General features: G+C 67.5%; 25 protein-coding genes. 7 read left to right on the forward strand and 18 right to left on the reverse strand.

What is annotated here, in order from left to right; all coding sequences use genetic code 11:
- Positions 1 to 48: 48 nt before the first annotated feature.
- Positions 49 to 1,134, forward strand: coding sequence for an ADP-ribosylglycohydrolase family protein (locus ACFTR6_RS00895; RefSeq protein ID WP_377956568.1), 1,086 nt, complete (start codon positions 49 to 51; stop codon positions 1,132 to 1,134).
- A 319-nt stretch (positions 1,135 to 1,453) separates the two neighbouring features.
- Here the strand turns inward: ACFTR6_RS00895 and ACFTR6_RS00900 are convergent, their stop codons facing one another.
- Positions 1,454 to 2,482 (reverse strand): exonuclease domain-containing protein, encoded by a 1,029-nt coding sequence (locus ACFTR6_RS00900; RefSeq protein WP_087872449.1) that lies wholly within the window; start codon positions 2,480 to 2,482, stop codon positions 1,454 to 1,456.
- 68 nt (positions 2,483 to 2,550) lie between these two features.
- Here ACFTR6_RS00900 and ACFTR6_RS00905 point away from each other — a divergent pair, with 68 nt between their 5' ends.
- The gene (locus ACFTR6_RS00905) at positions 2,551 to 3,324 is read left to right on the forward strand and encodes a DedA family protein (RefSeq protein ID WP_087872448.1); all 774 of its coding nucleotides are present in this window, start codon (positions 2,551 to 2,553) and stop codon (positions 3,322 to 3,324) included.
- A 76-nt stretch (positions 3,325 to 3,400) separates the two neighbouring features.
- Here ACFTR6_RS00905 and rdgB read toward each other — a convergent pair whose 3' ends face one another.
- From rdgB to clpS, 6 genes are all read right to left on the reverse strand, one after another.
- Positions 3,401 to 4,072: an RdgB/HAM1 family non-canonical purine NTP pyrophosphatase gene (rdgB, locus tag ACFTR6_RS00910; protein WP_377956834.1), complete on the reverse strand. Its 672-nt coding sequence runs from the start codon at positions 4,070 to 4,072 to the stop codon at positions 3,401 to 3,403.
- Positions 4,073 to 4,086: 14 nt separating this feature from the next.
- Positions 4,087 to 4,845 (reverse strand): ribonuclease PH, encoded by a 759-nt coding sequence (rph, locus tag ACFTR6_RS00915; RefSeq protein WP_076802039.1) that lies wholly within the window; start codon positions 4,843 to 4,845, stop codon positions 4,087 to 4,089.
- 118 nt (positions 4,846 to 4,963) lie between these two features.
- Positions 4,964 to 5,761 carry an MBL fold metallo-hydrolase gene (locus ACFTR6_RS00920; RefSeq protein ID WP_076802036.1) on the reverse strand — a complete coding sequence of 266 codons (798 nt, stop codon included), beginning with the start codon at positions 5,759 to 5,761 and terminating at the stop codon, positions 4,964 to 4,966.
- Positions 5,758 to 6,783: a glutamate racemase gene (murI, locus tag ACFTR6_RS00925; RefSeq protein ID WP_377956569.1), complete on the reverse strand. Its 1,026-nt coding sequence runs from the start codon at positions 6,781 to 6,783 to the stop codon at positions 5,758 to 5,760. Before murI ends, ACFTR6_RS00920 begins: the two co-directional genes overlap by 4 nt.
- Positions 6,784 to 6,910: 127 nt before the next feature.
- A complete protein-coding gene (locus ACFTR6_RS00930) occupies positions 6,911 to 7,477 on the reverse strand; it encodes a DUF2017 domain-containing protein (RefSeq protein ID WP_076802028.1) in 567 nt (188 codons plus the stop codon).
- Positions 7,470 to 7,850: an ATP-dependent Clp protease adapter ClpS gene (clpS, locus tag ACFTR6_RS00935; protein WP_087872446.1), complete on the reverse strand. Its 381-nt coding sequence runs from the start codon at positions 7,848 to 7,850 to the stop codon at positions 7,470 to 7,472. Before clpS ends, ACFTR6_RS00930 begins: the two co-directional genes overlap by 8 nt.
- Positions 7,851 to 8,299: 449 nt before the next feature.
- On the opposite strand from clpS, the gene ACFTR6_RS00940 reads away from it, so the two are divergent.
- Positions 8,300 to 9,628, forward strand: coding sequence for a nicotinate phosphoribosyltransferase (locus ACFTR6_RS00940; protein WP_076802021.1), 1,329 nt, complete (start codon positions 8,300 to 8,302; stop codon positions 9,626 to 9,628).
- 19 nt (positions 9,629 to 9,647) lie between these two features.
- On the forward strand, positions 9,648 to 10,295 hold the full coding sequence (locus ACFTR6_RS00945) for an isochorismatase family protein (protein WP_377956572.1): 648 nt from the start codon (positions 9,648 to 9,650) through the stop codon (positions 10,293 to 10,295).
- 74 nt (positions 10,296 to 10,369) lie between these two features.
- On the opposite strand, the gene ACFTR6_RS00950 is transcribed toward ACFTR6_RS00945, so the two are convergent.
- The 8 genes from ACFTR6_RS00950 to ACFTR6_RS00985 form a co-directional block, all read right to left on the reverse strand.
- Positions 10,370 to 12,145 carry a DEAD/DEAH box helicase gene (locus tag ACFTR6_RS00950; RefSeq protein WP_076802014.1) on the reverse strand — a complete coding sequence of 592 codons (1,776 nt, stop codon included), beginning with the start codon at positions 12,143 to 12,145 and terminating at the stop codon, positions 10,370 to 10,372.
- Positions 12,145 to 12,486: a DUF3039 domain-containing protein gene (locus ACFTR6_RS00955; protein ID WP_076802012.1), complete on the reverse strand. Its 342-nt coding sequence runs from the start codon at positions 12,484 to 12,486 to the stop codon at positions 12,145 to 12,147. Before ACFTR6_RS00955 ends, ACFTR6_RS00950 begins: the two co-directional genes overlap by 1 nt.
- Before the next feature lie 51 nt (positions 12,487 to 12,537).
- A complete protein-coding gene (gene nagB / locus ACFTR6_RS00960) occupies positions 12,538 to 13,320 on the reverse strand; it encodes a glucosamine-6-phosphate deaminase (protein ID WP_076802010.1) in 783 nt (260 codons plus the stop codon).
- Between the two features lie 80 nt (positions 13,321 to 13,400).
- Positions 13,401 to 14,972 (reverse strand): transporter, encoded by a 1,572-nt coding sequence (locus ACFTR6_RS00965; RefSeq protein WP_377956574.1) that lies wholly within the window; start codon positions 14,970 to 14,972, stop codon positions 13,401 to 13,403.
- Positions 14,954 to 15,718: an ABC transporter ATP-binding protein gene (locus ACFTR6_RS00970; RefSeq protein WP_087872440.1), complete on the reverse strand. Its 765-nt coding sequence runs from the start codon at positions 15,716 to 15,718 to the stop codon at positions 14,954 to 14,956. The genes ACFTR6_RS00965 and ACFTR6_RS00970 overlap by 19 nt, the downstream gene beginning before the upstream one ends.
- 75 nt (positions 15,719 to 15,793) lie before the next feature.
- Entirely contained in the window at positions 15,794 to 16,897 is a 1,104-nt protein-coding gene (locus ACFTR6_RS00975) for an NADH:flavin oxidoreductase/NADH oxidase (RefSeq protein ID WP_377956575.1), read from the reverse strand.
- Entirely contained in the window at positions 16,897 to 17,880 is a 984-nt protein-coding gene (locus ACFTR6_RS00980) for a co-chaperone YbbN (RefSeq protein WP_377956576.1), read from the reverse strand. The genes ACFTR6_RS00975 and ACFTR6_RS00980 overlap by 1 nt, the downstream gene beginning before the upstream one ends.
- Positions 17,881 to 17,961: 81 nt before the next feature.
- The gene (locus ACFTR6_RS00985; protein ID WP_377956577.1) at positions 17,962 to 19,740 is read right to left on the reverse strand and encodes a hypothetical protein; all 1,779 of its coding nucleotides are present in this window, start codon (positions 19,738 to 19,740) and stop codon (positions 17,962 to 17,964) included.
- 191 nt (positions 19,741 to 19,931) lie between these two features.
- Between ACFTR6_RS00985 and ACFTR6_RS00990 the strand changes: the two genes are divergently transcribed.
- Positions 19,932 to 21,305: an AI-2E family transporter gene (locus tag ACFTR6_RS00990; protein WP_377956578.1), complete on the forward strand. Its 1,374-nt coding sequence runs from the start codon at positions 19,932 to 19,934 to the stop codon at positions 21,303 to 21,305.
- A gap of 40 nt (positions 21,306 to 21,345) precedes the next feature.
- Here ACFTR6_RS00990 and ACFTR6_RS00995 read toward each other — a convergent pair whose 3' ends face one another.
- Complete coding sequence (locus ACFTR6_RS00995) at positions 21,346 to 22,146, reverse strand: alpha/beta hydrolase (RefSeq protein ID WP_377956579.1); 801 nt, start codon at positions 22,144 to 22,146, stop codon at positions 21,346 to 21,348.
- A gap of 51 nt (positions 22,147 to 22,197) precedes the next feature.
- Positions 22,198 to 22,554: an ATP/GTP-binding protein gene (locus tag ACFTR6_RS01000; RefSeq protein WP_377956580.1), complete on the reverse strand. Its 357-nt coding sequence runs from the start codon at positions 22,552 to 22,554 to the stop codon at positions 22,198 to 22,200.
- An 81-nt stretch (positions 22,555 to 22,635) separates the two neighbouring features.
- On the opposite strand from ACFTR6_RS01000, the gene nucS reads away from it, so the two are divergent.
- Both nucS and ACFTR6_RS01010 read left to right on the forward strand, forming a co-directional pair.
- The gene (gene nucS, locus ACFTR6_RS01005; protein ID WP_377956581.1) at positions 22,636 to 23,331 is read left to right on the forward strand and encodes an endonuclease NucS; all 696 of its coding nucleotides are present in this window, start codon (positions 22,636 to 22,638) and stop codon (positions 23,329 to 23,331) included.
- Between the two features lie 296 nt (positions 23,332 to 23,627).
- Positions 23,628 to 23,831: a cold-shock protein gene (locus tag ACFTR6_RS01010; protein ID WP_056738186.1), complete on the forward strand. Its 204-nt coding sequence runs from the start codon at positions 23,628 to 23,630 to the stop codon at positions 23,829 to 23,831.
- Positions 23,832 to 23,925: 94 nt separating this feature from the next.
- Here ACFTR6_RS01010 and ACFTR6_RS01015 read toward each other — a convergent pair whose 3' ends face one another.
- Positions 23,926 to 24,357 carry a DUF2550 domain-containing protein gene (locus tag ACFTR6_RS01015; protein WP_076801988.1) on the reverse strand — a complete coding sequence of 144 codons (432 nt, stop codon included), beginning with the start codon at positions 24,355 to 24,357 and terminating at the stop codon, positions 23,926 to 23,928.
- Positions 24,358 to 24,363 lie beyond the last annotated feature (6 nt).

The following is a 24,363-nucleotide window of genomic DNA, read 5'->3' on the forward strand; positions in this document are numbered from 1 at the left end:
CAAATCATCGGGACGGGAGAGCTCCGGCGGGCAGGTAAATTTGCCTGCATGAGCATTGTTCCCGGCACCGTTGTGTCCCCCGAGTCCCGCATCCATGGCTGCCTGCTCGGCGGCGCCCTGGGCGACTCGCTCGGCTACGCCGTCGAGTTCGACCCGATAGAGGAGATCCGGCGCCGTTTCGGCACTGCCGGCCTCCGGGATTTTGCGGCGCTCGACGGCGGGACGCACTTTTCGGACGACACGCAGATGACGCTGTACACGGTGGACGGGATCGTCGAGGCCCTGGAGTGGGCCAATTCGGGTGTAGGTGCGGACGCCAACGCCTGCGTGTGGCTTGCGTACCTGCGCTGGCTGGACACGCAGGGCGTTTCCGTTCCCGAATCCGCACCGCGGCCGCAGCCCCGCTGGATTGACGGCCAGGAGGTGCTGCGGCACCGGCGGGCGCCCGGCAATGCCTGCCTGAGCGGGCTGGCCACCGGCGAAATGGGAACGGCCGCCCGCCCGGTCAACCCCGAGTCGAAGGGCTGCGGAACCGTAATGCGCTCCGCCCCTTTCGGCCTGGTGCCGCATATCCCGGCAGACTCCGTCTACAAGTTGAGCGCCGACGCCGCCTCGCTCACCCACGGGCATCCCTCCGCCCGGCAGAGCGCGGGCGCTTTTAGCCTGCTCATCCATTTCCTGGTGCAGGGCAGCAGCCTGGCCCAGGCAGCGGAGGCTGCACTCGCCCGGGTGCTGGCCGATGATGAAGCGGCGCCCGAACTCCGCGAGCGGCTGGAAGCAGCCATAGGCCTCGCCGGCGAGGCCGCATCCGGCACAATCCTCAGCCCGGAGGACCTGGTCCGTGAACTGGGTGAAGGGTGGGTCGCAGAGGAGGCCCTCGCCGTCGGACTTTATGCGGTGCTGGCAACGGTCCAGCAGGGAGCCGCGACCGCTCCGGTGGACCATTTCAAGGCCGCCATCGCCCTGGCAATCAACCACAGCGGCGACAGCGATTCCACTGGGTCCATCGCGGGCAACATCCTGGGCGCGTACTACGGCACCGACTGCCTGCCTGCAGACTGGCTGGAGGCGCTGGAGGCCCCCGAAGTGATCCGCGGCATGGCCAGTCAGCTGGTTGCGGTCACATCTGCCTAAGCAGAGTCTTGCTGCGCGCCCCGCGGCCCCTGCCTGCCACGCGAGGACGCGTTTGGAAAAAACCTGCAGGACGTGAGGACGCGTTTGGGAAAAACCTGCAGGATGTGAGGAAGCGTCGGGAGAAAACCTGCAGGACGTGAGGAAGGGTTTAGGCCCTGCCTACCCGTTCGCCGTCTGCCGGTGGGGTTTCCCGCAACGCTCCATCAGATCCTGTCGGGTTTCCCGCAACGCTCCATCAGATCCTGTCGGGTTTTTCAGGACGCTCCATCACGTCGTGCCGGGTTTCTCGCAAAACCGGCAGGACGTGAGGGAGGCCCGTTCAGCAGGCTGCAGGATCTGCGGCAGCGTTCGCCAGGTGCACCGGTGCCCCGCCCACCATCTGCAGGAACTCCCCTTCGGAAATCACCTCGATGGCCTGGCCGCGGTCGTGCAGCTCCAGGACGCGTTTGGCCTTGCCGGTGAGCCTGCCGGACCGCAGGTCGCCGGCCACGAAGCCGTCCCCCACCACCAGGACGCTGGTCCGGGCCGTGACCCGGCTCTCCGGACGCGCCCCCAGTTCGGCGGAGCGCGTCTTCGCTTCGGGACGCGGCATCGCGAGCTGGCCGGTGAACACCACGGTCTGTCCGAACAGCGGATTCCCGGGCTCGGCGTCGGGATTCGGCTCGGGGTTGGGCCCTTCCTCGGGCCACCCGCTGCGGAAGGGCCGGGCAACACTCGTGCCGCCCGCGGCGGCGAGCGCCGAGACGGTCGCCTTGGAAAGCTCGCCGGTCGCCGGGTCGAACGCCGGCTGCTGGGGTATGGACAATCCCAGCGAAAGGTAGAGCTCGGCGATGCTGTTGGCCCGGTTGCGCCCCGCGATGTCGATGAGGATGCCGGCGCACGCCCGGGCATCCTCGGCCGCATCGTGGTGGTTCACGAGCGGCACGCCCGCCTCCTCGGCGGCAAAGGGCAGGGAATTCGAAACCAGCGAATAGCAGCGCCGGGAGAGCATCACGGTGCACACGTAGTCGTAGGCCGGGCCGGGAAGCCCCGAGACCTCAAGCCCGGAGCGGATCACCCCGAGGTCGAAGGCGGCGTTGTGCGCGGCGAGGATGTCGCCGCCAATGAATGCGCCGATCTCCGGAAACAGCTCCCCGAAGCGCGGCAGGCCGGCCACCTGTTCGGGCCGGATGCCGTGGACGCGGACGTTGTGGTAGTCGAACGTGTCGTGGTTTTCCGGAGGCCGCATGAGCCAGGAGGCCTCCTCGACGATGACGCCGCCACGGACCTTGGTGAGGCCAACGGCACACGGCGAACCGCGGAAGCCGTTGGCGGTCTCGAAGTCGATCGCCGTAAAGTCCAAACCCACGGGGACAACTGTAGCCCGGCAGGGGCGCGGAACCCGTCAAGTACCCTTGAAACGTGAACTTAAATGCATTGAGCGACTTTGCCGTGCCCGCGCTGGGTGGCGCCGGCCCCGTCCAGCCGCATCTGGCATCATTCCTGCCGGACTGGCTCAACCCCCAGGTGTTCCTGGCCGACCCGGCCCTGGCCCCGTGGGTTGTCCTGCTGGTCTGCGGGATTGTCTTCGCGGAAACCGGGCTGCTGATCGGGTTCTTCCTGCCGGGCGATTCCATGCTGTTTACGGCGGGCCTGCTCGTGGCAACGGACACGATCAAATTCAACATCTGGCTCTTCGCGGCACTGATCATCGTGTCCGCCATCGTCGGCAACCAGACGGGCTATTTCATCGGTTCGAAGGCCGGCCCCGCCATCTTCAACAAGCCGGATTCCAGGCTGTTCAAGCATGAGAACGTGGACAGCGCGCACAAGTTCTTCGAAAAGCACGGCGGCAAAGCCCTGATCCTTGCACGCTTTGTTCCCATCATCCGGACGTTTGTCCCGGTCATCGTGGGCGTTGCCCAAATGGACAAGCGCAAGTTCTTCCTCTTCAACGTCATCGGCGCTCTTCTGTGGGGCGGCGGCGTGACCCTTCTCGGCTACGTGCTGGGCGACCGGGTGCCGTGGGTGCGGGAGAACCTGGACATCATCTTCATCGTCATTGTCCTGGTCTCGGTGATCCCGGTCGGCGTTGAAGTGGTGCGCGGCATGACCGCCAAGCGCGAAGCCGCAGCATTCGGGACCGATCCGGTGGAGGAGTTCATCGAGGAGCACGAGCCCGAGGCCGAGCGCAAAACAAACCTGGACTGACCGGAGATCCGGCCGGCTTCCACCGGAAACCCGGACAGCAGAAAGGCACCTCAGGAATGAGGTGCCTTTCTGCTGTTTACGGCCGTTTCAGCGGATAGCGCAGGGCCTCGACGATCGAGGGCAGCAGCGCACGGAACGCCAGCCCGCGGTGGCTGATGGCGTTTTTCTCCTCCGGGCTGAGCTCTGCGCAGCTGCGGTCCATGCCCAGCGGCTCCAAAACGGGGTCGTAGCCGAACCCGCCTTCGCCCCGCGGCTCGCGCAGCAGCGTACCGGCAAGCTGTCCGTACTCCACCACCTCGCGCGCCCCGTCCGCGGTGGCCGACGCCGGCACGGCGAGGGCCGCGGCGCACACGAAGGCGGCGCCGCGGTGGCCGTCCGGCACGTCGGACAGCTGGGCCAGCAGCAGGCGCAGGTTGGCGACGTCGTCGCCGTGGCGTCCTGCCCACCGCGCGGAAAAGATCCCCGGCGCGCCGCCGAGGACATCCACGGACAGCCCCGAGTCGTCCGCGATGGCAACCAGACCCGTGGCGTCGGCCACGGCCCGAGCCTTCAGCAGCGAATTTTCGGCGAACGTCACCCCTGTCTCGGCGACATCGGGCGCTCCGACGGCGGCCGCGTCAACCACCTGGGTGTCGACGTCGAGCCCCGGGACCTGCCCGCGCAGCAGCTCACGCAGCTCCCGCAGTTTTCCGGCGTTACGGGTGGCCAGCACCAGCCGGGGCGCGGGAGAAGCGCTGTCCGCGCTCACGGGGCTGTTCTCACTCACGGCGCTTCAGCCAGGGTCTCGCGCTGGATGGCAGCCAGCTGTTCTGTTCCCAGCAGTGCCAGGTCCAGCAGCTTGTTGAGTTCCTCCCGGTCGAACGGGGCGCCCTCGGCCGTTCCCTGGACCTCCACGAACTTGCCGGAGCCGGTCACGACGACGTTCATGTCGGTCTCGGCCCGCACGTCCTCGATGTACGGCAGGTCCAGCATCGGAATGCCGTCGATGATCCCCACCGACACGGCGGCGATGGTGTCCACCAGGGGCTGGGCGTTGCGGGCGATCATCTTGTTCTCGCGGGCGAAGCGGATAGCCTCGGCGAGCGCCACGTAGGCGCCGGTGATGGCTGCCGTCCGGGTACCGCCGTCGGCCTGCAGGACATCGCAGTCCAGCACGATGGTGTTCTCCCCCAGGGCCTTGGTGTCGATGATCGACCGCAGCGAACGCCCGATGAGGCGGGAGATCTCGTGGGTGCGGCCGCCGATCTTGCCCTTGACGGACTCGCGGTCGGAGCGGGTGTTCGTGGCCCGCGGGAGCATCGCGTATTCGGCGGTCACCCAGCCACGGCCTTCGCCCTTGAGCCAGCGCGGAACACCTTCGGTGAGGGAAGCGGTGCACAGGACCCGGGTGTTGCCGAACTCGATGAGGGCCGATCCCTCGGCCTGCTTGGACCAGCCGCGGGTGATGCTGATGGGCCGGAGCTGGTCCGGGGTGCGGCCGTCGGCACGGATGACGGGGGCAGTGGTTGCTTCGGAAGTCATGCCTTTAGCTTATCGAGGCTACAGGCATGCCGTGTCAGGTCAGCCGGCGCCACGTCGGTCGAGTGCCCAGTCCGGCAGGTCCCCAGTCCGGCAATTGCCAGATCAGACAGCTGCCACATCAGACGTTGTAGTGCACGCCCGCAACGGCCACGGCCACGTCGCCGGCGAAGGCGGGACGCGCCTCGGCCATGACCTTGGTCTGCGAGGTCCATACCGGAATATGGGTGAGCAGCAGGCGGCGCGCGCCGGCGGCGGTGGCTGCCTCCCCGGCCCGCTTGCCGGTCAGGTGGACGTCCTTGATGCCGTCGTCGCGGCCTTCCTCGAACGCGGCTTCGCAGAGGAAGAGGTCGGCGTCCTTGGCCGCCTCCTCCAGCCCGCGGCAGGAATCGGTGTCACCCGAATAGGTGAGCACGCGGGTCGCGGTGCCGCCGGCCGGATCCGGCTCGGTGACCTCCACGCGGAGGGCATAGGCCTCCTCCACCGGGTGGTTCACGGCGAAGGGCGTCACGGTGAAAGGGCCCACCGTGACGGACTGGCGTTCGGTCCAGTTGGTGAAGTCGAACTCCTCGTGCATCCCCGGGTCCAGGTCCAGCCCGTAGGCAGTGGCCATCCTGTCGGCGGTGGCGGCAGGCCCCCAGACGGGGATCCTCCCCCGGTCCCAGCCGCCCGGTTTCCAGCGCACGGCAACGTGCAACCCGCACAGGTCCATGCAGTGGTCGGGGTGCAGGTGCGTGAGGAAGATCGCGTCGATGTCCTCGAGGTCGGTGTAGCGCTGGATGGCGCCCAGGGCCCCGCTGCCGAGGTCCATGACCACCTTCCACACCCGTTCGCCGTCGTTGGCGGTCAGCAGGTAGCAGGAGGCGGGTGATCCGGGGCCTGGAAATGAGCCAGTGCAGCCGACGATGGTGAGCTTCACAGGAAGGACCCCCCGGAGGCTGCACCGCTGGCAGAGGCCTGCCCGACGAAGTTGGAGATGCGCGGGCGCGCTGCCGCCTCCCGGGCTGCGGCGATCATTTCGGGGGTGATCCGTGCCAGGCTGCCCGTGGGGTACTGCGCCGCGACGTGGTCCACGTGCTTGACGCTGAGCACCTCCGGTCCGAGGAACCTGCGGGCCAGCGCTTCGAACTGGCCCGGATCGCCGGTGGCGATGAAACTGTGCTCCGGCGCAGCGGCTTCGGTGCGTTCGAGACCGTTGCTGGCCAGCGCCCGGTAGACGTCCTTGGCGGTTTCCTCGGCGCTGGAGACCAGGGTGACGTCCTCGCCCATGACGTAGGAGATCACACCGGTCAGGAGCGGATAGTGCGTGCAGCCGAGCACCACGGTGTCCACGCCGGCTGCCTTCAGCGGCTCCAGGTACTCACGGGCTACGTCGAGCAGTTCCGGCCCCGTGGTGATGCCGGCCTCCACGTACGGCACGAATGCCGGGCAGGCCACCGAGGTGATCTGCAGGTCGGGTGCGGCGGCGAACGTGTCCTCGTAGGCCCGGGAGCCCACGGTGGCTGAGGTTCCAATCACGCCGACGCGGCCGGTGCGGGTTGCTGCGACAGCCCGGCGGACGGCGGGCTGGATCACCTCGATGACTGGGATGCCGTAGCGCGCGGTGTACCGCTCACGGGCGTCACGGAGCACGGCGGCCGACGCCGAGTTGCAGGCGATGGTCAGCAGCTTGACGCCGGAGTCCACAAGTTCGTCCATGACGCCGAGGGCGTTGGCCCGAACCTCCGCGATGGGCAGCGGCCCGTACGGGCCGTGGGCGGTATCGCCCACATAGAGGATGGATTCGTTGGGCAGCTGGTCGATGATTGACCGTGCCACGGTGAGGCCGCCGACCCCGGAGTCGAAGACGCCGATCGGCAGCGATCCCACATTTATGCCGTCGGCCGTTGCGGATTCCGCTGCAGCTCCCGCTGCCGGATCCATGCTCGATGCTGAAGTCATGATTATTTGAGGATAGGTCTTCCCGTGAGGTGCGGCCATCACTTGTGGCGAGCGACTCATGTCGAATTTGTCACACTTGGCGCGTCGGAAACCGCTCAGCGCCGGGACCGCGGACCGCGGAAACCGCTCAGGGCCGCGCGTCCAGCGACTGCAGCATTGCCTGCACGAGCGACTCCTGCAGCCAGGTAGTGAAGTTGTAGACCAGGGCAAGGTAGCTTTCCACGTCCTCGGCCTGGGACCAGTCCTGCATCTGGTGGACGTGGTCGGCGTCCGCCTCGTCCCGGATGTCGAGGCGTTCGGCAAGCACCAGCCGCACGTCGTTGAGGGCTGTGGACCAGTGCCGGGCATCAGCGGGAGTCAGGACCAGTTCGTCCTTGTCCAGGCCAAGCGCGGCGGCGCGCAGCGCGCCGATCTTGCTTTCCCGCAGCGAGCGTTCGGTGAGCTGGCGGAACTCAAGCGAGGCGGCGGCGTCGTCCTTCACGGCGTTGGGCAACAGCCGGCGGAGGGCGCGGTCGGCCGGTTCCCGGACCTCCAGGTCCAGCCCGATCATCGCGGCGAGCGGGTCCTCGGAGCCGCGGTCCGCCGGCTCCAGCATGGAGATGACATCGGCGAACAGGCTGCGCAGCAGTTCCCGCTCGGCCGGTTCCAGGAAACCGGAGATGCCCTTGAGTCCGTATTTGAAAGCCTTAGCCACGTTTTCCCTTGCCCTTGCCCGGGCCGCCGCTTTTGCCGCCGCCGCTGTCTCCGCCGGTGGCCTTCTCCACGGTGGCCCACAGGCCGAACCCGTGCATCGCGACCGCGTGCTGCTCCACCTGTTCCTTGCTGCCGTGGGCAACGATGGACCGGCCCTTCCTGTGGACCTCGAGCATCAGCTTGTTAGCTTTGGTTTCCGAGTATCCGAAATAACTCTGGAAAACGTAGCTGACATAGCTCATCAGATTGACGGGGTCGTTCCAGATGACAAGGTTCCAAGGGACGTCCGGGGCGGTCAGGGAGTCGGTGGACACCGCCGTACCGGTCTGGATGCTCTCCTGGGTGTCAGGGCCGAGCGCAACGCTTGAGGTCATCTGTCCATTCTATGGCGATGATGGGGCCACGCCGGCGAGGGCCCCGCGGCGAAGCGAAGCGAGACGTGGGAGCCGGTGGATGGGGCCACGCCGGCGAGGGGCCCGCGGCCAAGCGAAGCGAGACGTGGGAGCCGGTGGATGGGGCCACGCCGGCGAGGGGCCCGCGGCCAAGCGAAGCGAGACGTGGGAGCCGGTGGGTAGGGCCACGCCGGCGAGGGGCCCGCGGCCAAGCGAAGCGAGACGTGGGAGCCGGTGGGTAGGGCCACGCCGGCGAGGGGCCCGCGGCGAAGCGAAGCGAGACGTGGGAGCCGGTGGGTAGGGCCACGCCGGCGAGGGGCCCGCGGCGAAGCGAAGCGAGACGTGGGAGCCGGTGGGTAGGGCCACGCCGGCGAGGGGCCCGCGGCGAAGCGAAGCGAGACGTGGGAGCCGGTGGGGACTAGAGTGATTTTGTGAGTACCTCCGCTGGCTGGGAGCAGCCCCGCACGTCCCTGTTCACCGACCATTACGAGCTGACCATGCTGCAAGGGGCCCTCCATTCCGGCGCCGCGCACCGCAAGGCCGTGTTCGAAGCGTTCGCGCGCAGGCTGCCGGACGGGCGCCGCTACGGGATTGTGGGTGGCACGGGCAGGCTGCTGGAAGGCATCATGGCGTTCCGGTTCGGCGCCGAGGAGCTCGAATTCCTGGCGCGCACCGGCGTGGTTAACCAGGAGACCCTGGACTACCTGGCCGACTTCCGGTTCACTGGCGACGTCTGGGGCTACGCCGAGGGCGAGGCGTACTTCCCCAACTCCCCCATCCTGATTGTCGAATCGACGTTCGCCGAGGCGTGCATCCTGGAGACCTACGTCCTGTCCGTCCTCAACCACGACAGCGCCATCGCCTCCGCGGCCTCGCGCATGGTGATGGCCGCCGGCCAGCGGCCCTGCATCGAGATGGGATCCCGCCGCACGCAGGAGGAATCGGCCACGTCCGCCGCCCGGGCCGCCGTCATCGCCGGATTCGACAGCACCTCAAACCTTGAGGCCGGCCTGCGGTACGGCCTCAAAACGGTGGGCACCGCCGCCCACTCCTTCACGCTCCTCCATGACACCGAACGGGACGCCTTTGAGGCGCAGGTCGCCTCCCTGGGGGCCGGCACCTCGCTGCTCGTGGACACGTACGACGTCGAAACGGCCGTCCGTACGGCCGTGGACATCGCCGGGGACAAGTTGGGCGCCGTCCGGCTGGACTCCGGCGACCTCGTGGAACAGGCGCAGTGGGTCCGGCAGCTGCTGGACGACCTCGGCAACCACCACACGCGCATCACGGTGACCTCGGACCTGGACGAATACGCGATCGCCGCACTGCAGTCCGCCCCCGTCGACTCGTACGGTGTGGGCACGTCGCTCGTGACCGGCTCCGGGGCGCCCACGGCCAGCATGGTCTACAAGCTGGTCAGCCGGACCAACGATGCCGGCGAGTTCGTATCGGTGGCCAAGGCCGCCAAGAACAAGACAAGCAAGGGCGGGCGGAAATACGCCCTGCGCCGGCTCAACGACCACGGGACGGCCACCCAGGAGCTCATCGGCGTGGGACACCGGCCGGCGGACGACGGCAACGACCGCACGCTGCTGCAGCAGTTCATCAAGAACGGCGAGCTCCTGCCCGGCTGGACCGGCCACGAGGGCGTCCTGCGCGCCCGGCAGCGCCATGCTGATTCCATGGCCGAACTGCCGGCAGTGGTTCACCGCCTGCACCGCGGCGAGCCGGCGATCCCGACGATCTATGAGGAAAACTGAAGGAAACAGAGGAGAACTGATGGCACGGGCACTCATCATCGTCGACGTCCAGAACGACTTCTGCGAGGGCGGCGCGCTGCCCGTGGAAGGCGGGGCTGCCGTGGCCGGGGCCATCAGCGAGTACGTCGAGAACCACCACGGCCAGTTCGACCACATCGTGGCCACGCAGGACTGGCACATCGACCCCGGCACCCATTTCTCGGAGGCCCCGGACTTCAAGGACAGCTGGCCGCCGCACTGCATCGCGGGCACCAAGGGTGCCGAGCTTCACCCGGAGCTCGACACCGAACACATCCAGGCGTACTTCCACAAGGGCCTCTACGCCGCGGCCTACTCCGGTTTCGAGGGCCTGCTGGCACCCGAAGACGCCGTTCCCACCGGGGAGCGGCAGCCGGGTTCCCTGCCGGGTTCGATGTCCGCTGCCGCTGAAACCGGCTACGCCCCCGAAGAAGACGCCATCGGCCTGGACGACTGGCTGCAGAGCCACGACGTGGAGGACATCGTGGTGGTGGGACTGGCCACCGACCACTGCGTCATGGCGACATCCCTGGATGCCGTGCAGGCAGGTTACTCCGTCACCGTGATCAAGCGGCTGACGGCGGGCATCGCTGATGACCTCGACGACACCTACGCCGAAATGGAACTGGGCGGCGTCGACCTCGAGTAGTCACGCCGCCCGGGTTATTTCCGTCCGGGCTATTTCCGCCCCGGTTATTTCCGCCCCGGTTATTTCCGCTCCGGTTATTTCCGTCCGATGAACCAGTCCTGAAGCTTCTTCAGCCGGGACTGGAGCTGCTCCTCGTTGGCCTGGGCCACCGGAGGCCCGCCGCAGACGGTCCGCAGCTTGGTGTGCACCACGCCGTGCGGGGTGCCCGTTCGTGCCGACCAGGCCGCCACGTTCTTGGCCAGCTCGTTGCGCAGGTCCATCAGCAGGCGGTGGTCGGGTACCGCGGCAGCGGGCGCGGCTGCGGGACTCTGGCGTTTCTTCCGGCCTTGCTGCTCGTGCTGGCGCTGGCGCAGCAGCAGGCCCACCTGCTCGGCGTCCAGCAGGCCCGGGATGCCGAGGAAGTCGAGTTCATCCTCGGAGCCGATGTCGCCCCCGGTGCCGAACTCGCCGCCGTCGAACAGCACGCGGTCAAAGGATGCCTGCGAGTCCAGCGCCTCAAACTTGCCCTTGGTCAGGCTGTCCGAAGCCTTTTCCTCGCGGTTGGCCTCGTCCATGAGGGACTCTTCGAGGTCCATCAGGCCGTCCGGGTCGTCGTTCTGCGGCCGGTCCAGGGCATGGTCGCGTTCGGCTTCCATGCTGTTGGCCAGCGCCATCAGCGGGGGCACGGACGGCAGGAAGACCGAGGCCGTCTCGCCCCGCTTCCGGGAGCGCACAAAGCGCCCTACCGCCTGGGCGAAGAACAGCGGCGTGGAGGTGGACGTGGCGTAGACGCCGACCGAAAGGCGCGGCACGTCCACGCCTTCGGAAACCATGCGCACGGCAACCATCCAGCGCTTGTCGCCTGCGCTGAACTCCTCGATCTTGCTGGAGGCCTTCGCGTCATCGGACAGAATGACCGTGGGCGACTCGCCCGTAATCTTCTTGAGCTGGCCGGCGTACGCCCGGGCATCTTCGTGGTCGGTGGCGATCACCAGGCCACCGGCGTCGGGAACGGAACGCCGGACCTCGCTCAGCCGCTTGTCCGCTCCTGCCAGCACGGCCGGGATCCACTCCCCTGCAGGATTCAGGGCGGTCCGCCATGCCTGCGACGTGATGTCCTTGGTGACAGCGGCCTCACCAAGGGAGGCCGCCATCTCGTCGCCCGCGCTGGTGCGCCACCGCATCTGCCCGGAGTACGCCATGAAGATGACGGGACGCACCACATGGTCACGCAACGCATTGCCGTAGCCGTAGGTGTAGTCCGCCTTGGAGCGGCGGATGCCCTCTCGGTCCTCGATGTACTCCACGAAGGGAATCGGCGAAGTGTCCGAACGGAAGGGCGTGCCGGTGAGGGACAGCCGCCTGACGGCGGGGTCGAAGGCCTCGCGGAGACCGTCGCCCCACGACAGCGCCTCGCCGCCATGGTGGATTTCGTCAAGAATCACCAGGGTGCGGGCGGCCTCGGTCTTGGCCCGGTGCAGCAGGGGCTTGCTGGCCACCTGCGCATACGTCACGGCCACGCCGATGAACCCGCGGCCGTGCTGGCCGTCCGAATTCTTGAAGTTCGGGTCGATGGCGATGCCAACACGCGCCGCAGCATCGGCCCACTGCCGCTTCAGGTGGTCGGTGGGTGCCACGATCGTCACGCGGTTCACCGTGCCGGCCTCGATAAGCATGGAGGCCACCCTGAGTGCAAAGGTGGTCTTGCCGGCGCCGGGGGTGGCCACGGCCATGAAGTCGCGAGGACCTTTACTGAAGTAAAGGTCCAGGGCTTCCTGCTGCCAGGCACGGAGCTTCGGGGCGGTTCCCCAGGCTGCACGTTCCGGATAAGCCGGGGGCAGGGTGGGTCCGCCGAAGAGTGTCTCCGTCACTACTTGTTGTTGCCTGAGTCTCCGCCGGACCCGTTGCCGCCGTCGTTGCCCGGGCGGAGGCCGTCGTAGACCTCTTTGCACATCGGGCAGATCGGGAACTTCTGCGGATCCCGGCCGGGGGTCCAGACCTTGCCGCACAGCGCGATGACCGGTTCGCCCGTCATGGCGGACTCCATGATCTTTTCCTTGCGCACGTAGTGTGCAAAGCGCTCACGGTCGCCGGGCTCCACTTCCTGGCGCAGTTCCTCGCGCTCAATGGTTGCGGTGGACGATCCGGCGCCGGAAAGCTCACGCATGGGGTCGTTGTCGAGAGGATCCGTCATGCTACTCATGGCATCCATCTTAGCCGTTCCGCACGCGCGCCTGCGGGAGGACCCGGGCGCACGTTCCGGTCACAGCCCCTGCCACGCAGGTTTGTGGTCGTAGGTGTGCCGGTAGTAGTCGGCAAGTTTCAGTGACGATGCCGCGGCCTCATCCACCACGATGGAGGCATGCGGGTGCAGCTGCAGCACCGAGGCAGGACAGATCGCGGCCAGGGGCCCCTCCACCAGGTCATGGACGGCCTGTGCCTTCTGGGCTCCCGTGGCCAGCAGGATGGCGTGTCGGGACTCGAGGATCGTGCCCAGCCCCTGGGTCACCACGTGGTGCGGCACTTCATCGAGGCTGCGGAAGAAGCGGGCGTTGTCGCGGCGTGTCTGCTCAATTAGCGACTTGATGCGGGTGCGGGAGGCCAGGGACGACCCCGGCTCGTTGAACCCGATATGCCCGTCGGTGCCGAGCCCCAGCAGCTGCAGGTCGATCCCGCCGCGCTCCCTGATCCGGTCCTCGTAGGCACGGCACGCTGCCGGAAGGTCGGCGGCGCCTCCGTCCGGCCCGAAGACGTTGTCCGGGCCGATGTTGACCCGGTTGGCGAACTCGCGGCGGATCACCTCCCGGTAGGACTCGGGATGGCCGGGCGCCAGCCCGACGTACTCATCGAGAGTGAATCCAGAAGCCCGGCTGAAGTCCAGGCCGGCCTGTTCATGGCGCCGGGCGAGTTCGTCATACACCGGCAGCGGCGATGATCCAGTGGCCAGCCCCAGGACTGCGTCGGGTTTGCTGCGCAGCAGGCTTTCCACGGCGTCCGCCACGAGGGAGGCTATCTGCCTCCCGCCCTGAAGAATGACGACCTCCATGGCCAGGCCTTTCTCTCAGCTGTCCTGCTAGTCAACCACGGCTGGCCGCCGCCCGGCAGTGGCATTCTGCGGTTGTAAGCTCACCGGTTGACCGTCACCTGGGCGAGGAGCTCCGGCCCGCGGGCATCGAGCCAGCGCCCGCCCACCACGACGCCCGTGGTGAACAGTGCGGCGCCGAGGACAGGGCCGACCGCAAGGTTGATCCAGCCAAAGAGCGGGTCCCCGGTGAGCAGCTGGGCAAGGACCAGTCCGGCCTCCGGGAGGACCAGCACCAGCAGGACCGCCATCCCGCCAAACTGCACGGCCAGCGTCTGTCCCACGTTGCCAGGGGGCTTCTTGAAGGGGCTGTCGCCGGGAAGCGGCACCGCAATGGTGTAGCGGGCGGACACCACGGATGACAGGCCCAGGCCGGTCAGCAGCACTCCCACGGACATTCCCACGGTGGCCGGCCACCACGTCCAGTCCCCCGTTATGAAGAACGGCACGATGGCGAGGACCAGCACGGCGGGCAATGCGAAGGCCAGGCAGGCCAGCGCGCGTCCCAGCCGGTCATGGACACCCCGCACGCCGGCAGCAAGGTGCAGGGCAAACGCGGTGTTGTCATAGGACACATCGCCTGAAATGGACCACGCCAGGAGGAATGCCGTGAGCGGCCCGGTGATCATCAGAACGCCATAATCGTTGGTCTGGCTGCCCTGGAAAGCCAGCACAACCGGCAGCAGCGGAATCACCACCAGCGAACCTGAATACCGTGGATCACGGAACCAGTAGGTCAGGGCGCGCGCCGTGACAGCACCGGCCGGCGTCGCAGGCAGCAGGGTGAAAAGACCCAGCCGCCCGCCCTTCCGGCGGCTGCTTCCGCTGTACGGAGGCGTCACCAGGGCCCGTTCCAGCAGCAGCTTCCAGCACCAGGCCAGCCCTGCCAGGGTGGCTGCGGCAATAAGCAGTTTCAGCCCCGCCGCGCCTGCCTGTCCGGCTTCGAGATCCCCGCCCAGTGACCACGCTGCCCCCAGGGGCGTCCAGGAAATCCTGCCGGCCAGCTCCGAAAGGAAAGCCCCGGAACCCGCCATGCCCTGGAAGACGGCGGCGATGATGGGGCCCAGGAGAACCAGCGGAACCATGAAGGCGATCCCGCTGACGTCCTTGAAGCGCCGTGAGGCCGCCAGGCTCGAGGTGGCGGTGGTGACCACGCGGGCAAACACGACGCAGGTGAGCACGCCGAGGACAGCGCCCACCAAGGCGCCCGCCGCGGGCAGCACACCCCGGGACCACGTGACGACGGTGGCCAGGGCGACGAGCAAGGTGGCCAGTCCCGGCAGGCCGATGGGGCCGCCGAGTGCCAGGCCCGCCAGAAGCTGCGGCATGGGCACTGCGGACGTGGTGAACCGGGCAGGGTCCAGGGTCATGTCCACGGCCGAGGCTATGACCGGCACAATCCCCCAGCCGAGCACGGCTGCCGAGCCGCCGAGCACCACCACGGTCTGGGCAAGAACGGGGTCCTCCTGCCGGAGCAGGACCAGCAGCACCACACACATGCCGACGATGAACAGCGCGTAGAGTCCGCCGAACGCCAGGCCAACCAGCTGCCACGGGCTCCGGCGCAGGCCGTTCCGGAGCAGCGTGAGCTTCAGCCTCAGAAGGTGCGCAACCATTCGAGCCCCTCCGTCCGGCTCCTGCCGCCCACCAGCTGCACGAACCGTTCCTCCAGGGTTGCCCCGGCCCGCACCTGCTCAACGGTTCCGGCAGCCAGGATCCGGCCGGCGGCAACCACGGCAACGTGATCGCACATGCGCTGGACGAGGTCCATCACGTGGCTGGAAACGATCACGGTACCGCCGGTGGCAACGTACCTGTCCAGGATGTCCCTGATGTTGGCGGCTGAGACAGGATCGACCGACTCGAAGGGCTCATCCAGCACGAGCACTTTCGGAGCGTGGATCAGAGCGGAGGCCAGCGCGATCTTCTTTGTCATGCCGGCCGAGTAATCCACCACCAGGGTGCCAGCGTCCTGGGTGAGGTCCAAAGCTGCCAGCAGCTCCCCCACCCGTGAAGCCACCACATCCCTGCTCATGCCCCGGAGCAGTCCGGCGTAGGTGACCAGCTGCTCACCGCTGAGCCGGTCGAAGAGCCGCACCCCGTCGGGCAGGATGCCCATCAGCTTCTTGGCTTCCAGCGGCTGCGCCCAGACGTCCACCCCGTGGACCACCGCCGTTCCGAAGTCCGGGCGGAGAAGGCCCGTGGCCATGGACAGGGTGGTGGTCTTTCCGGCACCGTTGGGTCCGACGATGCCGAAGAACGATCCGGCGGGGACGTCGAGGTTGATGCCGTCCACAGCGATTTTGCTACCGAAGCGTTTTGCAAGCCCCCTGATCGAGAGGGCCACTAAGGGAGTGCTCATGCACTCACCCTAGCCGCGGGCCGTCCCCACGGGGATCCTCCGGAAGGAGTAAAACCTCAGAGGGGAACAGCACGGCTAAAAAGCGCGGCGCGGCACGGCCCGTTCGTACTGCGGCGCCCAGCGCAGGTCGTGGCCGAGCTCAAAGGCTGCCCGGAGCCACCAGTGCGGATCCCGCAGTGCGGCACGGGCTATGAAGACGCCGTCCGCCTGGCCGGTGGCCACCACATGCTCCGCCTGCCCGGGCGACGTCAGCAGCCCGACAGTGCCGGTGGGGACCCCCGTTTCGCGCCGGATCCGGGCCGCGAACTCCGTCTGATACCCCGGCCCCGGCTGGATCCGCTGGTGCGCCACCGCTCCGCCGCTGGACACGTCCACGAGGTCTACCCCGTGCTCCGCGGCCTGGGCAGCCAGCCGGACCGAATCCTCAATGCCGATCCCGCCTTCGGCCCAGTCGGTGGCGGAGATCCGCAGCAGCAGGGGCATGGAGTCGGGGATGACGTTGCGCACCGCGTCGATGACGGCCAGGGTCAGCCGGTTCCGTCCGTCCGCGCCGCCGCCCCAGGCGTCCGTGCGGTCGTTGATCAGCGGGCTTTGGAACTGGTGTAGGAGGTATCCGTGGGCACCGTGCAGCTCGATGCTGTCGAAGCCGATGTCAACGGCGCGGGCAGCCGCGGCGGCAAAATCAGCAATGACGCGATGGATGTCATCCTCGGTCATGGCGGCGGGTGACGCATAGCCGTCGAAGGCCTGGGTGCCCGGCCCCACAGTCTCCCACCCGCCGTCGGACGCCGGGACCGATCCGCTCCGCCCGGAGAACGGCCAGTACGTGGACGCTTTGCGTCCGGCATGGGCGAGCTGGGCGCCGATCTTCGTGCCGGCCGTACCGTGGCGGTGCACGAAGCGGACGATCCGCTCCCAGGCCGCCGCCTGCTCATCGTTGTAGAGTCCCGCGTCGCGCGGGCTGATGCGCCCCTCGGCGTTGACTGCCGCGGCCTCGGTCAGGATGAGGGCTGCTCCCCCGGCGGCGAACGATCCCAGGTGCATGAGGTGCCAGTCGTTCGGCACACCGGGCGCCCCGTCAGGCTCGCAGCTGTACTGGCACATCGGCGAAACCCAGCCCCGGTGCTGCAGCTCAAGGGACCGCAGCGTCAGGGGCTGGAACAGCGCGGGGACCGCCACTAAAAGAGCACCCGGGCCAGCGCCTGGCGGGCCTTGCCCACCCGTTCGTCCGTGGTCCCCACAACTTCGAACAGCTCCAGCAGGCGCACCCGGGCGGTCTCGCGTTCGGGTCCGAAGTTCCTGCCGATGAACGCCACGACGCGGTTCAGGGCATCCTCCACGTGGCCGCCTGCGAGATCCAGGTCGGCAACGCCCAGCTGGGCTGTGAGGTTGTCGGGTTCATCAGCGGCAAGCTGGCGCAGGGCCTCGCCCTCGGGACCGGACAGGCTCTGCAGGCGTTCCATCAGTTCCACCTGCGCCAGGCCTGCCTTGGCCTCCGCATCGGCCGGCATCTCGGCGAGCGCCTGCCGGTACGCGGCTGCGGCAGCGGCGTAGTCACCGGCTTCGATGGCGTCGAAGGCCTTCTGGTGCAGGGGCGGCAGAGGTGCAGGGGCAGGTTCCTCGGACGTGCCCGCGCCGCCGCCGACGTTGCCAGTCACTCCGTTCGCGGCCGCAACCGTCAGCAGCTCGTCCAGCAGCGGGCGGATCTGCTGCTCGTCGGCGCCGCCCTGGAAGAGGGGAACCGGCTGGCCCTTGAGCACGGCCACCGCGGTGGGAACGGCCTGCACCTGGAAGGCCTGGGCCAGCTGTGGGAATGCTTCAATGTCCGCAGCAGCGAGAACCAGCCGGCCGCCGTAGCTCTGGATGATCCGCTCCAGGACGTTCAGGAGGCCGCTGGATTCGGGCGAATAGGCGGCCCACAGGGTAAACACCACGGGCACCTGGGCGGACAGCTCCACCAGGCTCTGGAAATTTGCCTCCGTGACGTCCACCCGGAGGGCCGGCCCGCCCTCGGACTGTTGCACCGGCGGGGCACCCGCCGCGGCGGCGTTATTCGGCGCCGGCGGCGCCGGCCGCTGCTTGAGGGAGGAGAGATCGACGGCGCCGCGAAGGTTTAGCTGGCTCGCGGCCGAAGGGACAGGACGGGAAGCTGGCGAACTCATAGCTCCCACTCTAGCCACAAGAGCGGCCGCGGTAGCACCGCGGCCGCTCCAGTGACGGCAGGTTTACGGAAAAGCCGTTGCCTACTTGAAGCTGGCGTCAACCAGACCACGCGTGGCGGCCACGAGCTTCATCGGATCCTTCGAGTCGGCCGGCGGCACGTACACGGCCACGGATTCGGCGAACTTCAGCACCATGCCGGTGGTGGTCTCCTTGCCGCCGGCGAGGACGGCAGCATCGTTGCCGATGGACAGCTTGTCGCCGTCCGCCTTGGGCGTGCCGTCGAAGTTGAAGTTCAGGTGGCCCAGGACCAAGGCCCCGCCGTCCTCGGTCCGGAACACGACAGTGCTCTTCGGGTCAACCTTGTGCGAGAAAGTGAACTTGCCGTCGACGCCGTCCTTCACGATGTCAGCCTGGTAGGACAGCGTGTCGGCGATGTAAGGGGAGGACTCCCCTTCCACCAGCTTGCTCTTGAAGGTCGAGCTGGACTTGGTGAGGCGGTCCGCCAGACCGGCGAGCGCTTCCTGTCCGCTGTAGAGAAGGCCGGACTTATCACCCGCGGCAAGCGACTCGGTGCCGCCGCGGACGATGGCCGGGAAGGTGGTGCCCGGCTGCAGCGGCGACGTGCCCACGAGCTTGTAGTTCTCCCGCGGGGATTCCTGCACGAGCGTGAGCAGCTGCGGCACCACGTTGCCTTCACCCTGCGTGACGGCCAGGACGGAGCGCGGCCATTCGCGCTTGTCTGTGACAACGGTGGTCAGGAGCTTGGTGGACCGCACGGGCATGCGGGCGTCGTACGACGCCACCCGCGACCTGATCTTGTAGTTCTGCGTGCGCACTTCCAGCTCGGTGCCGGCAACGCGGGCGGCAAGCTTCTTGGCATCCTTGGCGGCGTCGCCGGCGTCGGTGGCGCTGGCCACCTGTTCCAGGATGCGGCGGAACTGGGCGTCCAGGACCACCGGAGTGCCGCTGGCCTTGGCAGCGTCCGACGCGCCCGTCGTCGGGGTCGTCGTCGTGGAAGCCGGGGCAGAGGACGTGCTGGCCTGGGCGGCAGCTGCGGTGCCGGCCAGGACGGCGGCGGTGGTGGCCGCAACCACCACGCCGAGCCGCGCCGAGGAGGACCGGTCTCCGGCCTTGGCTGCTGCCTTGGCGCGGGCACGCCGCGCAAACGGGCTGCCCTGGTTGTCGCCGCCGTTGCCGGCGGATCCGTTGCCGGAGGTTCCGTTACCGGGGGATTCGCCGTCGCGCGGCGCCCCCGCCTTCGGCTTGAGCACCAGCAGTGCACCGCCGGCGAGGATCAGGAGCCCGCCGAGGACCATGAGCGGCACGGCCCACGGGGTGGAGGTGTCATTGGGGAACGTCATGGAAATGGACGACGGCGCGGGCTTCTTTCCGTCCGCGGCGAGCAGCAGGGACCACTCGCCGTCGGCCGGGGCGGACCACGTGTAGTCCAGCTCGCCACTGGCCTTCTCGGTGCTGACCCAGAGGTCGGAGCCGGCCGGCGACGGCGCGCTGGCTTCGCCGCCGGTGTGCTCTACCTGCAGCGACTTCTTGTCCTCGGACAGGCCCGTAACCGTATTGTGGGCGGTCTTGCCCACCCAGGCGTCAACGTCGTCCGGGCGTCCTGCCGCGAGCAGGAAGCTGCCCTCTCCCTCGACCTTGATGCTGACGGTTCCGCCCTCGAGGGTGCGCAGCTTCTGGTCAATAACGGTCAGGGGCGCGGCTTCACCGGCGGAAGCCGTTGCCGTCACCGTCTCGGCGGGCGCCCAGAAGGTCTTCTGCCCGATGCCGGCCAGCAGTGTCAGGAGGCCGAGCAGCACAAGTGCAACTGCAGTCTTGAAACGCAAAGGAATACCTATCATCAGCGGGGGGTTTGCCTTCAATAGTAACCGTTTTGTTACCAATAGGCCTGATCGGGGGTTTCCGGGGCCGGCTGCCGCTACGGTTAAACCCCGACCGGCCCGCTATTCACAAGGCTGCTGATAGTGTTTGCGATGATCATCACACCGGCGCGCAGCCGCGGCGCCACGGACGGTAAGGGCATCAAAAAGCAGTGACTCACAACACGGATCCGTCCAAGCGCGGCCCCGAAGATCTGCCAAACGCCGACTCCTCCCGGAGCCTGCCCGAGCCCTCTGAAACCGCAGCACAGGACGCTGCCGCGGAGAGCGCGGCAGGACACGGCGGCGCTCCACACCCCTCGGCGCCGCAGAAGCCGGCAAAGACGAAGCGCCGTCCGGCTGCCCTGGGCGCCGTGCTGAGGCGGCTGCGCCAGCCGATCCCGGGTGCCCAGCCCAGGCTGCGGTTCGAGTTTCCGCCGGAACACCCCGAGACCGTCGAGGCGGAGGAAACCGGGGACACCGAGCGTTTTGGCCCGCCCGGGCCCCGCATCTCCACCCAGCACCCGCTGTACCTCGGATTCATGGGCACCGTGGGTGTGGGGCTTGCGCTGCTGGTCTACTGGATCGGATCCCACACCACGCAGCTGCTGCTTTGGATCGTCGCTGCACTGTTCATTGCCCTCGGCCTGGACCCGGTGGTGCGCTGGCTGGAGGGCCGGAAGATACCCAGGCCCGCCGGCATCCTGGTGTCCGTATCGGTGCTGATCATCGCGGTTGTCGGCTTCTTTGCCACCCTCATCCCCACGATCGTGGAACAGGTGACCGAGCTGGTGAAGCAGGCCCCCGTGTGGGTGCGGGACTTCATCAACTCGGATTTCTTCCGCACCCTCGACAACCAGTTCGGCGTCCGGGACCGGATCATGGAGGAGCTCGACAAGTTCGTCAAGAACCCTGAGGCCATGAGCGGCATCTTCGGCGGCGTCCTCGGCTTCGGGTCAACGGTGGCCAACGGTCTCTTCGGCGCACTGATCGTGCTGGTGCTCAGCCTGTATTTCCTCGCCGCACTGCCTGCGATGAAGAGATGGGGCTACCGGCTCGCACCGCGGTCCCGCCGGCAGCGCGTCGAGGCGCTCTCCGAGGAGATCACCCGCTCGGTGGGCAACTACGTCATCGGGCAGGCCGTGGTCGCCCTCCTGAATGCCACCTTTGCCTTCATCGTCATGTCCATCATCGGCGTGCCCTTCGCCGTGCTGCTGGCCTTCATCGTGGCGCTGCTGGCCTTCATTCCGCTGGTCGGCGGGCTGATCGCCGGCGTCCTGGTCATCCTGATCACGCTGACGCTGGGCTGGCAGTCCGCCCTGGCCTACGCCATCTGCTACTTCGCCTACCTGCAGTTCGAGGCCTACTTCATCTCGCCGCGCATTATGCAGAAGGCAGTGGCTGTGCCCGGCGCCGTCGCCGTGATCTCGGTGATCGCGGGCGGCAGCCTGCTCGGCGTCCTGGGGGCGCTCATTGCCATCCCGACGGCGGCCGCCACCCTGCTGCTCATCAAGGAGATTTACATCGTCCGGCAGGACAAGCACTAGACACAGTCGGGCATTAGGCCCAGTCAGGCATTAGGCAGGTTCACACCGCCGCGGTGGCCACCGGACCTTCCCATTCCTGCGGCAGGCCCGCGGCGCCGGAGCCGGCGCGCGTGACGTCGTCGACAATCTCGTTCAGCACCCGCGCGGCCTGCTTCTCCCCCACCCACAGGTGCTTGGCGCCGTCGACCCCCACCACCCTGGCCTGGGGCACCAGGCTGAACCGGGATTCCGCTGCAGCGGGCCGCAGGTAGTCGTCGTGCTCGGGCACCAGGACCGTCAGCGGCTTGCCGAACGCAGCCCAGAGCTTGAGGTGCTCGTCGGTGGCGCGGTGCAGCGGCGGGGACAGCAGTACGGCGCCCTCCACCTGTGAGGCCACCGGTTCCACTGCGCCGTACATGAGCGCGAGTTCGGTGCCGAAGGACCAGCCCACGAGCCAGCGGTTGGGCAGCTGCCGCTCGACGGCGAAGCGCACGGCCGCCTCCACGTCGTACCGCTCGCCGATGCCTTCCTCAAACATTCCGTCGCTGGTTCCGCGCGGCGAGGAGGTGCCCCGGGTGTTGAAGCGCAGCACGGCCACCCCGGCCAGCGCCGGCAGACGGTAGGAGGCCTTGCGGTACACGTGGGAATCCATGAAGCCGCCGTGCGTGGGCAGCGGGTGCAGGGTGATCAGCGTGGCGGTGACCGGACCCGATTCAGGCAGCGCCAGCTCGCCAACCAGCGTGTGGCCGTCCTCGGTGCGGATTTCGATGTTCTCCCGCCGGGCCGGGAGCACCGTTGAGGCACGGATGGCGGTGGATCCTGATGGCTGGCTGAACACGTACGACGCCGGGTCAAAAGTCATGCGCACCAGCTTATCTTCCGGCCGGGTTGCGTCCGGACACCGGCCGCTTGGTTACCGGTACCGGAAGTTCCGGGACGTCCAGCAGTTGGTGTGCCAGTGGCGCCGCTCGGCCAGTCCCGCGGCTGCCCCAAACATATGGTCGTCGGCCCAGACCACAAGATGGGCGATGCCGGGCAGGACAGCGGTGGAGCAGCCCGGGCAAATATACGTCTTCTCGGCGTTGCGGGCCGTCATGGTCCGCACCATCCACTCCCCGTCCGGTGCGCTTTCCCTGCGGGCAATGCCCGCCCGCGCCCGTTCCAGGTCAAGTTCCGGTGCGGGACCTGCGCCGTGCTTCCGGCCGCCCGGGCCACTTCCGGCCGCGCCGCGGCCCGTCTTGGCACGGCGGGGACGGTTGGAGCGGGGCATGCCTCCATTCTGCCCTAGCCGGTACCCCGTGCCGTCCAGCGTGACACTGTGCTACCTGCGGGAGAAGGTATGGTGTAGGGCGTGCGTCTCGTCATAGCCCGTTGCTCCGTTGATTATGTTGGCCGGCTCAAAGCCCATCTCCCCCTCGCCACCCGGCTCCTGCTGGTGAAGGCCGACGGGTCGGTGCTGGTGCACTCCGACGGCGGCTCCTACAAGCCCCTGAACTGGATGAGCCCTCCCGCCGTACTCCGCGTCACCTCGCCGGAGGACGCCGACATCGAGGTGGGCGTCGTCGAACAGTGGACGGTGCAGTCGGCCAAGACGGACGACAGGCTCATCATCAACATCCACGAACAGCTCCACGACAGCTCCCACGAGCTGGGACAGGACCCCGGCCTGATCAAGGACGGCGTGGAAGCCGATCTGCAGCGGCTCCTCGCCGACCAGATCGAAACTCTCGGGGAAGGGTTCTCGCTGATCCGGCGTGAGTACTTCACGGCCATCGGGCCCGTGGACATTCTTGCCCGGGACGCCGACGGCGCCACGGTCGCCATCGAGCTGAAGCGGCGCGGGGACATCGACGGCGTGGAACAGCTGACGCGCTACCTTGAGCTGCTGAACCGGGATCCGCTGCTGGCGCCGGTGCGGGGCATCTTCGCCGCCCAGCAGATCAAGCCGCAGGCCCGTGTGCTCGCCACGGACCGCGGCATCGACTGCGTGACCCTCGATTACGACGCAATGCGCGGCGTTGACGACATTGAATCCCGCCTTTTCTGATCTCTGTTTCTCACCGCCGGGGCGGCTGGCCAAGCGGTGATCAGGCGTTTACTCCGGATTTGCCCAAAATTTGCCGGAATTCGCGTTTTGACCGTTGACCAGACCGTTTGCCCGTGAAATTCTTGTATCAGTCTTTGTGTAGGTGTTTTTCATGCTCGCAAGACATGTTGCGAGCGCGAAGCTCCTGCAACGCATTTCCGGTTATCCGGAGTGCAGGCCAGGATTCTTCTCGCGGAGTAACCAAGACCAGTACGAGGTGTGCTGGCCTTAAAAAGTTCCATACTGAGGAGAAATAAATGGCACAGGGAACCGTCAAGTGGTTCAACGCTGAAAAGGGCTTCGGCTTCATCACCCCGGATGACTCCGAGGGCGATGTCTTCGTTCACTACTCTGAGATCCAGACCGGCGGCTTCAAGACCCTCGACGAGAACCAGCGTGTTCAGTTCGAAATCGGCCAGGGCGCCAAGGGCCCGCAGGCTACCGGCGTCACCGTCGTCTAATTTGCCTTAAACGAAATGATCCTCGGCATTCGTGCCGGGGATCATTTTTTTGTCACTAATATTTTCAAATATTGCAACATTTAGGTGAAACACCTCAGCGCCAGGTTCCCACGCCGATTACCGGGCCCGCCTCAAGCCACGATGACAGCCCCGTGTAGGCGTCGAACTTCATCGCCAGGAAGACGTCCTCCCCCTCGTACCGAAGCTCCACGATCACGACGTCGGGCTGCACCTTGACCAGCTCCGCCTCGGTAGGCTGGCGCCGGCCCAGCAACTCCAGGGAACTCCGTTTGAAGCGGTGCCGCGGCCGCACGCTCAGGGACAGGAGCTTGAACCACTCAAGCTCATTGTCCTGATAACGACAAACCCCCATCCGCCAGCTCTTTCCAGCTGTACGAATGGAGGCGTCCACCGTGCCCAGGGCGCGCCGCAGGTTGAAGCGGCGCACCCCAAACAGGCACAGCGTAAAAATCAGCACCGCGAACACGGTTGCTATGGCGATGAACGGAAAGGAAGTAACGTCCATCAGGGT

Origin of the sequence: Arthrobacter sp. NPDC057009 (assembly GCF_042673905.1) — a bacterium.
GTDB lineage: Bacteria > Actinomycetota > Actinomycetes > Actinomycetales > Micrococcaceae > Arthrobacter.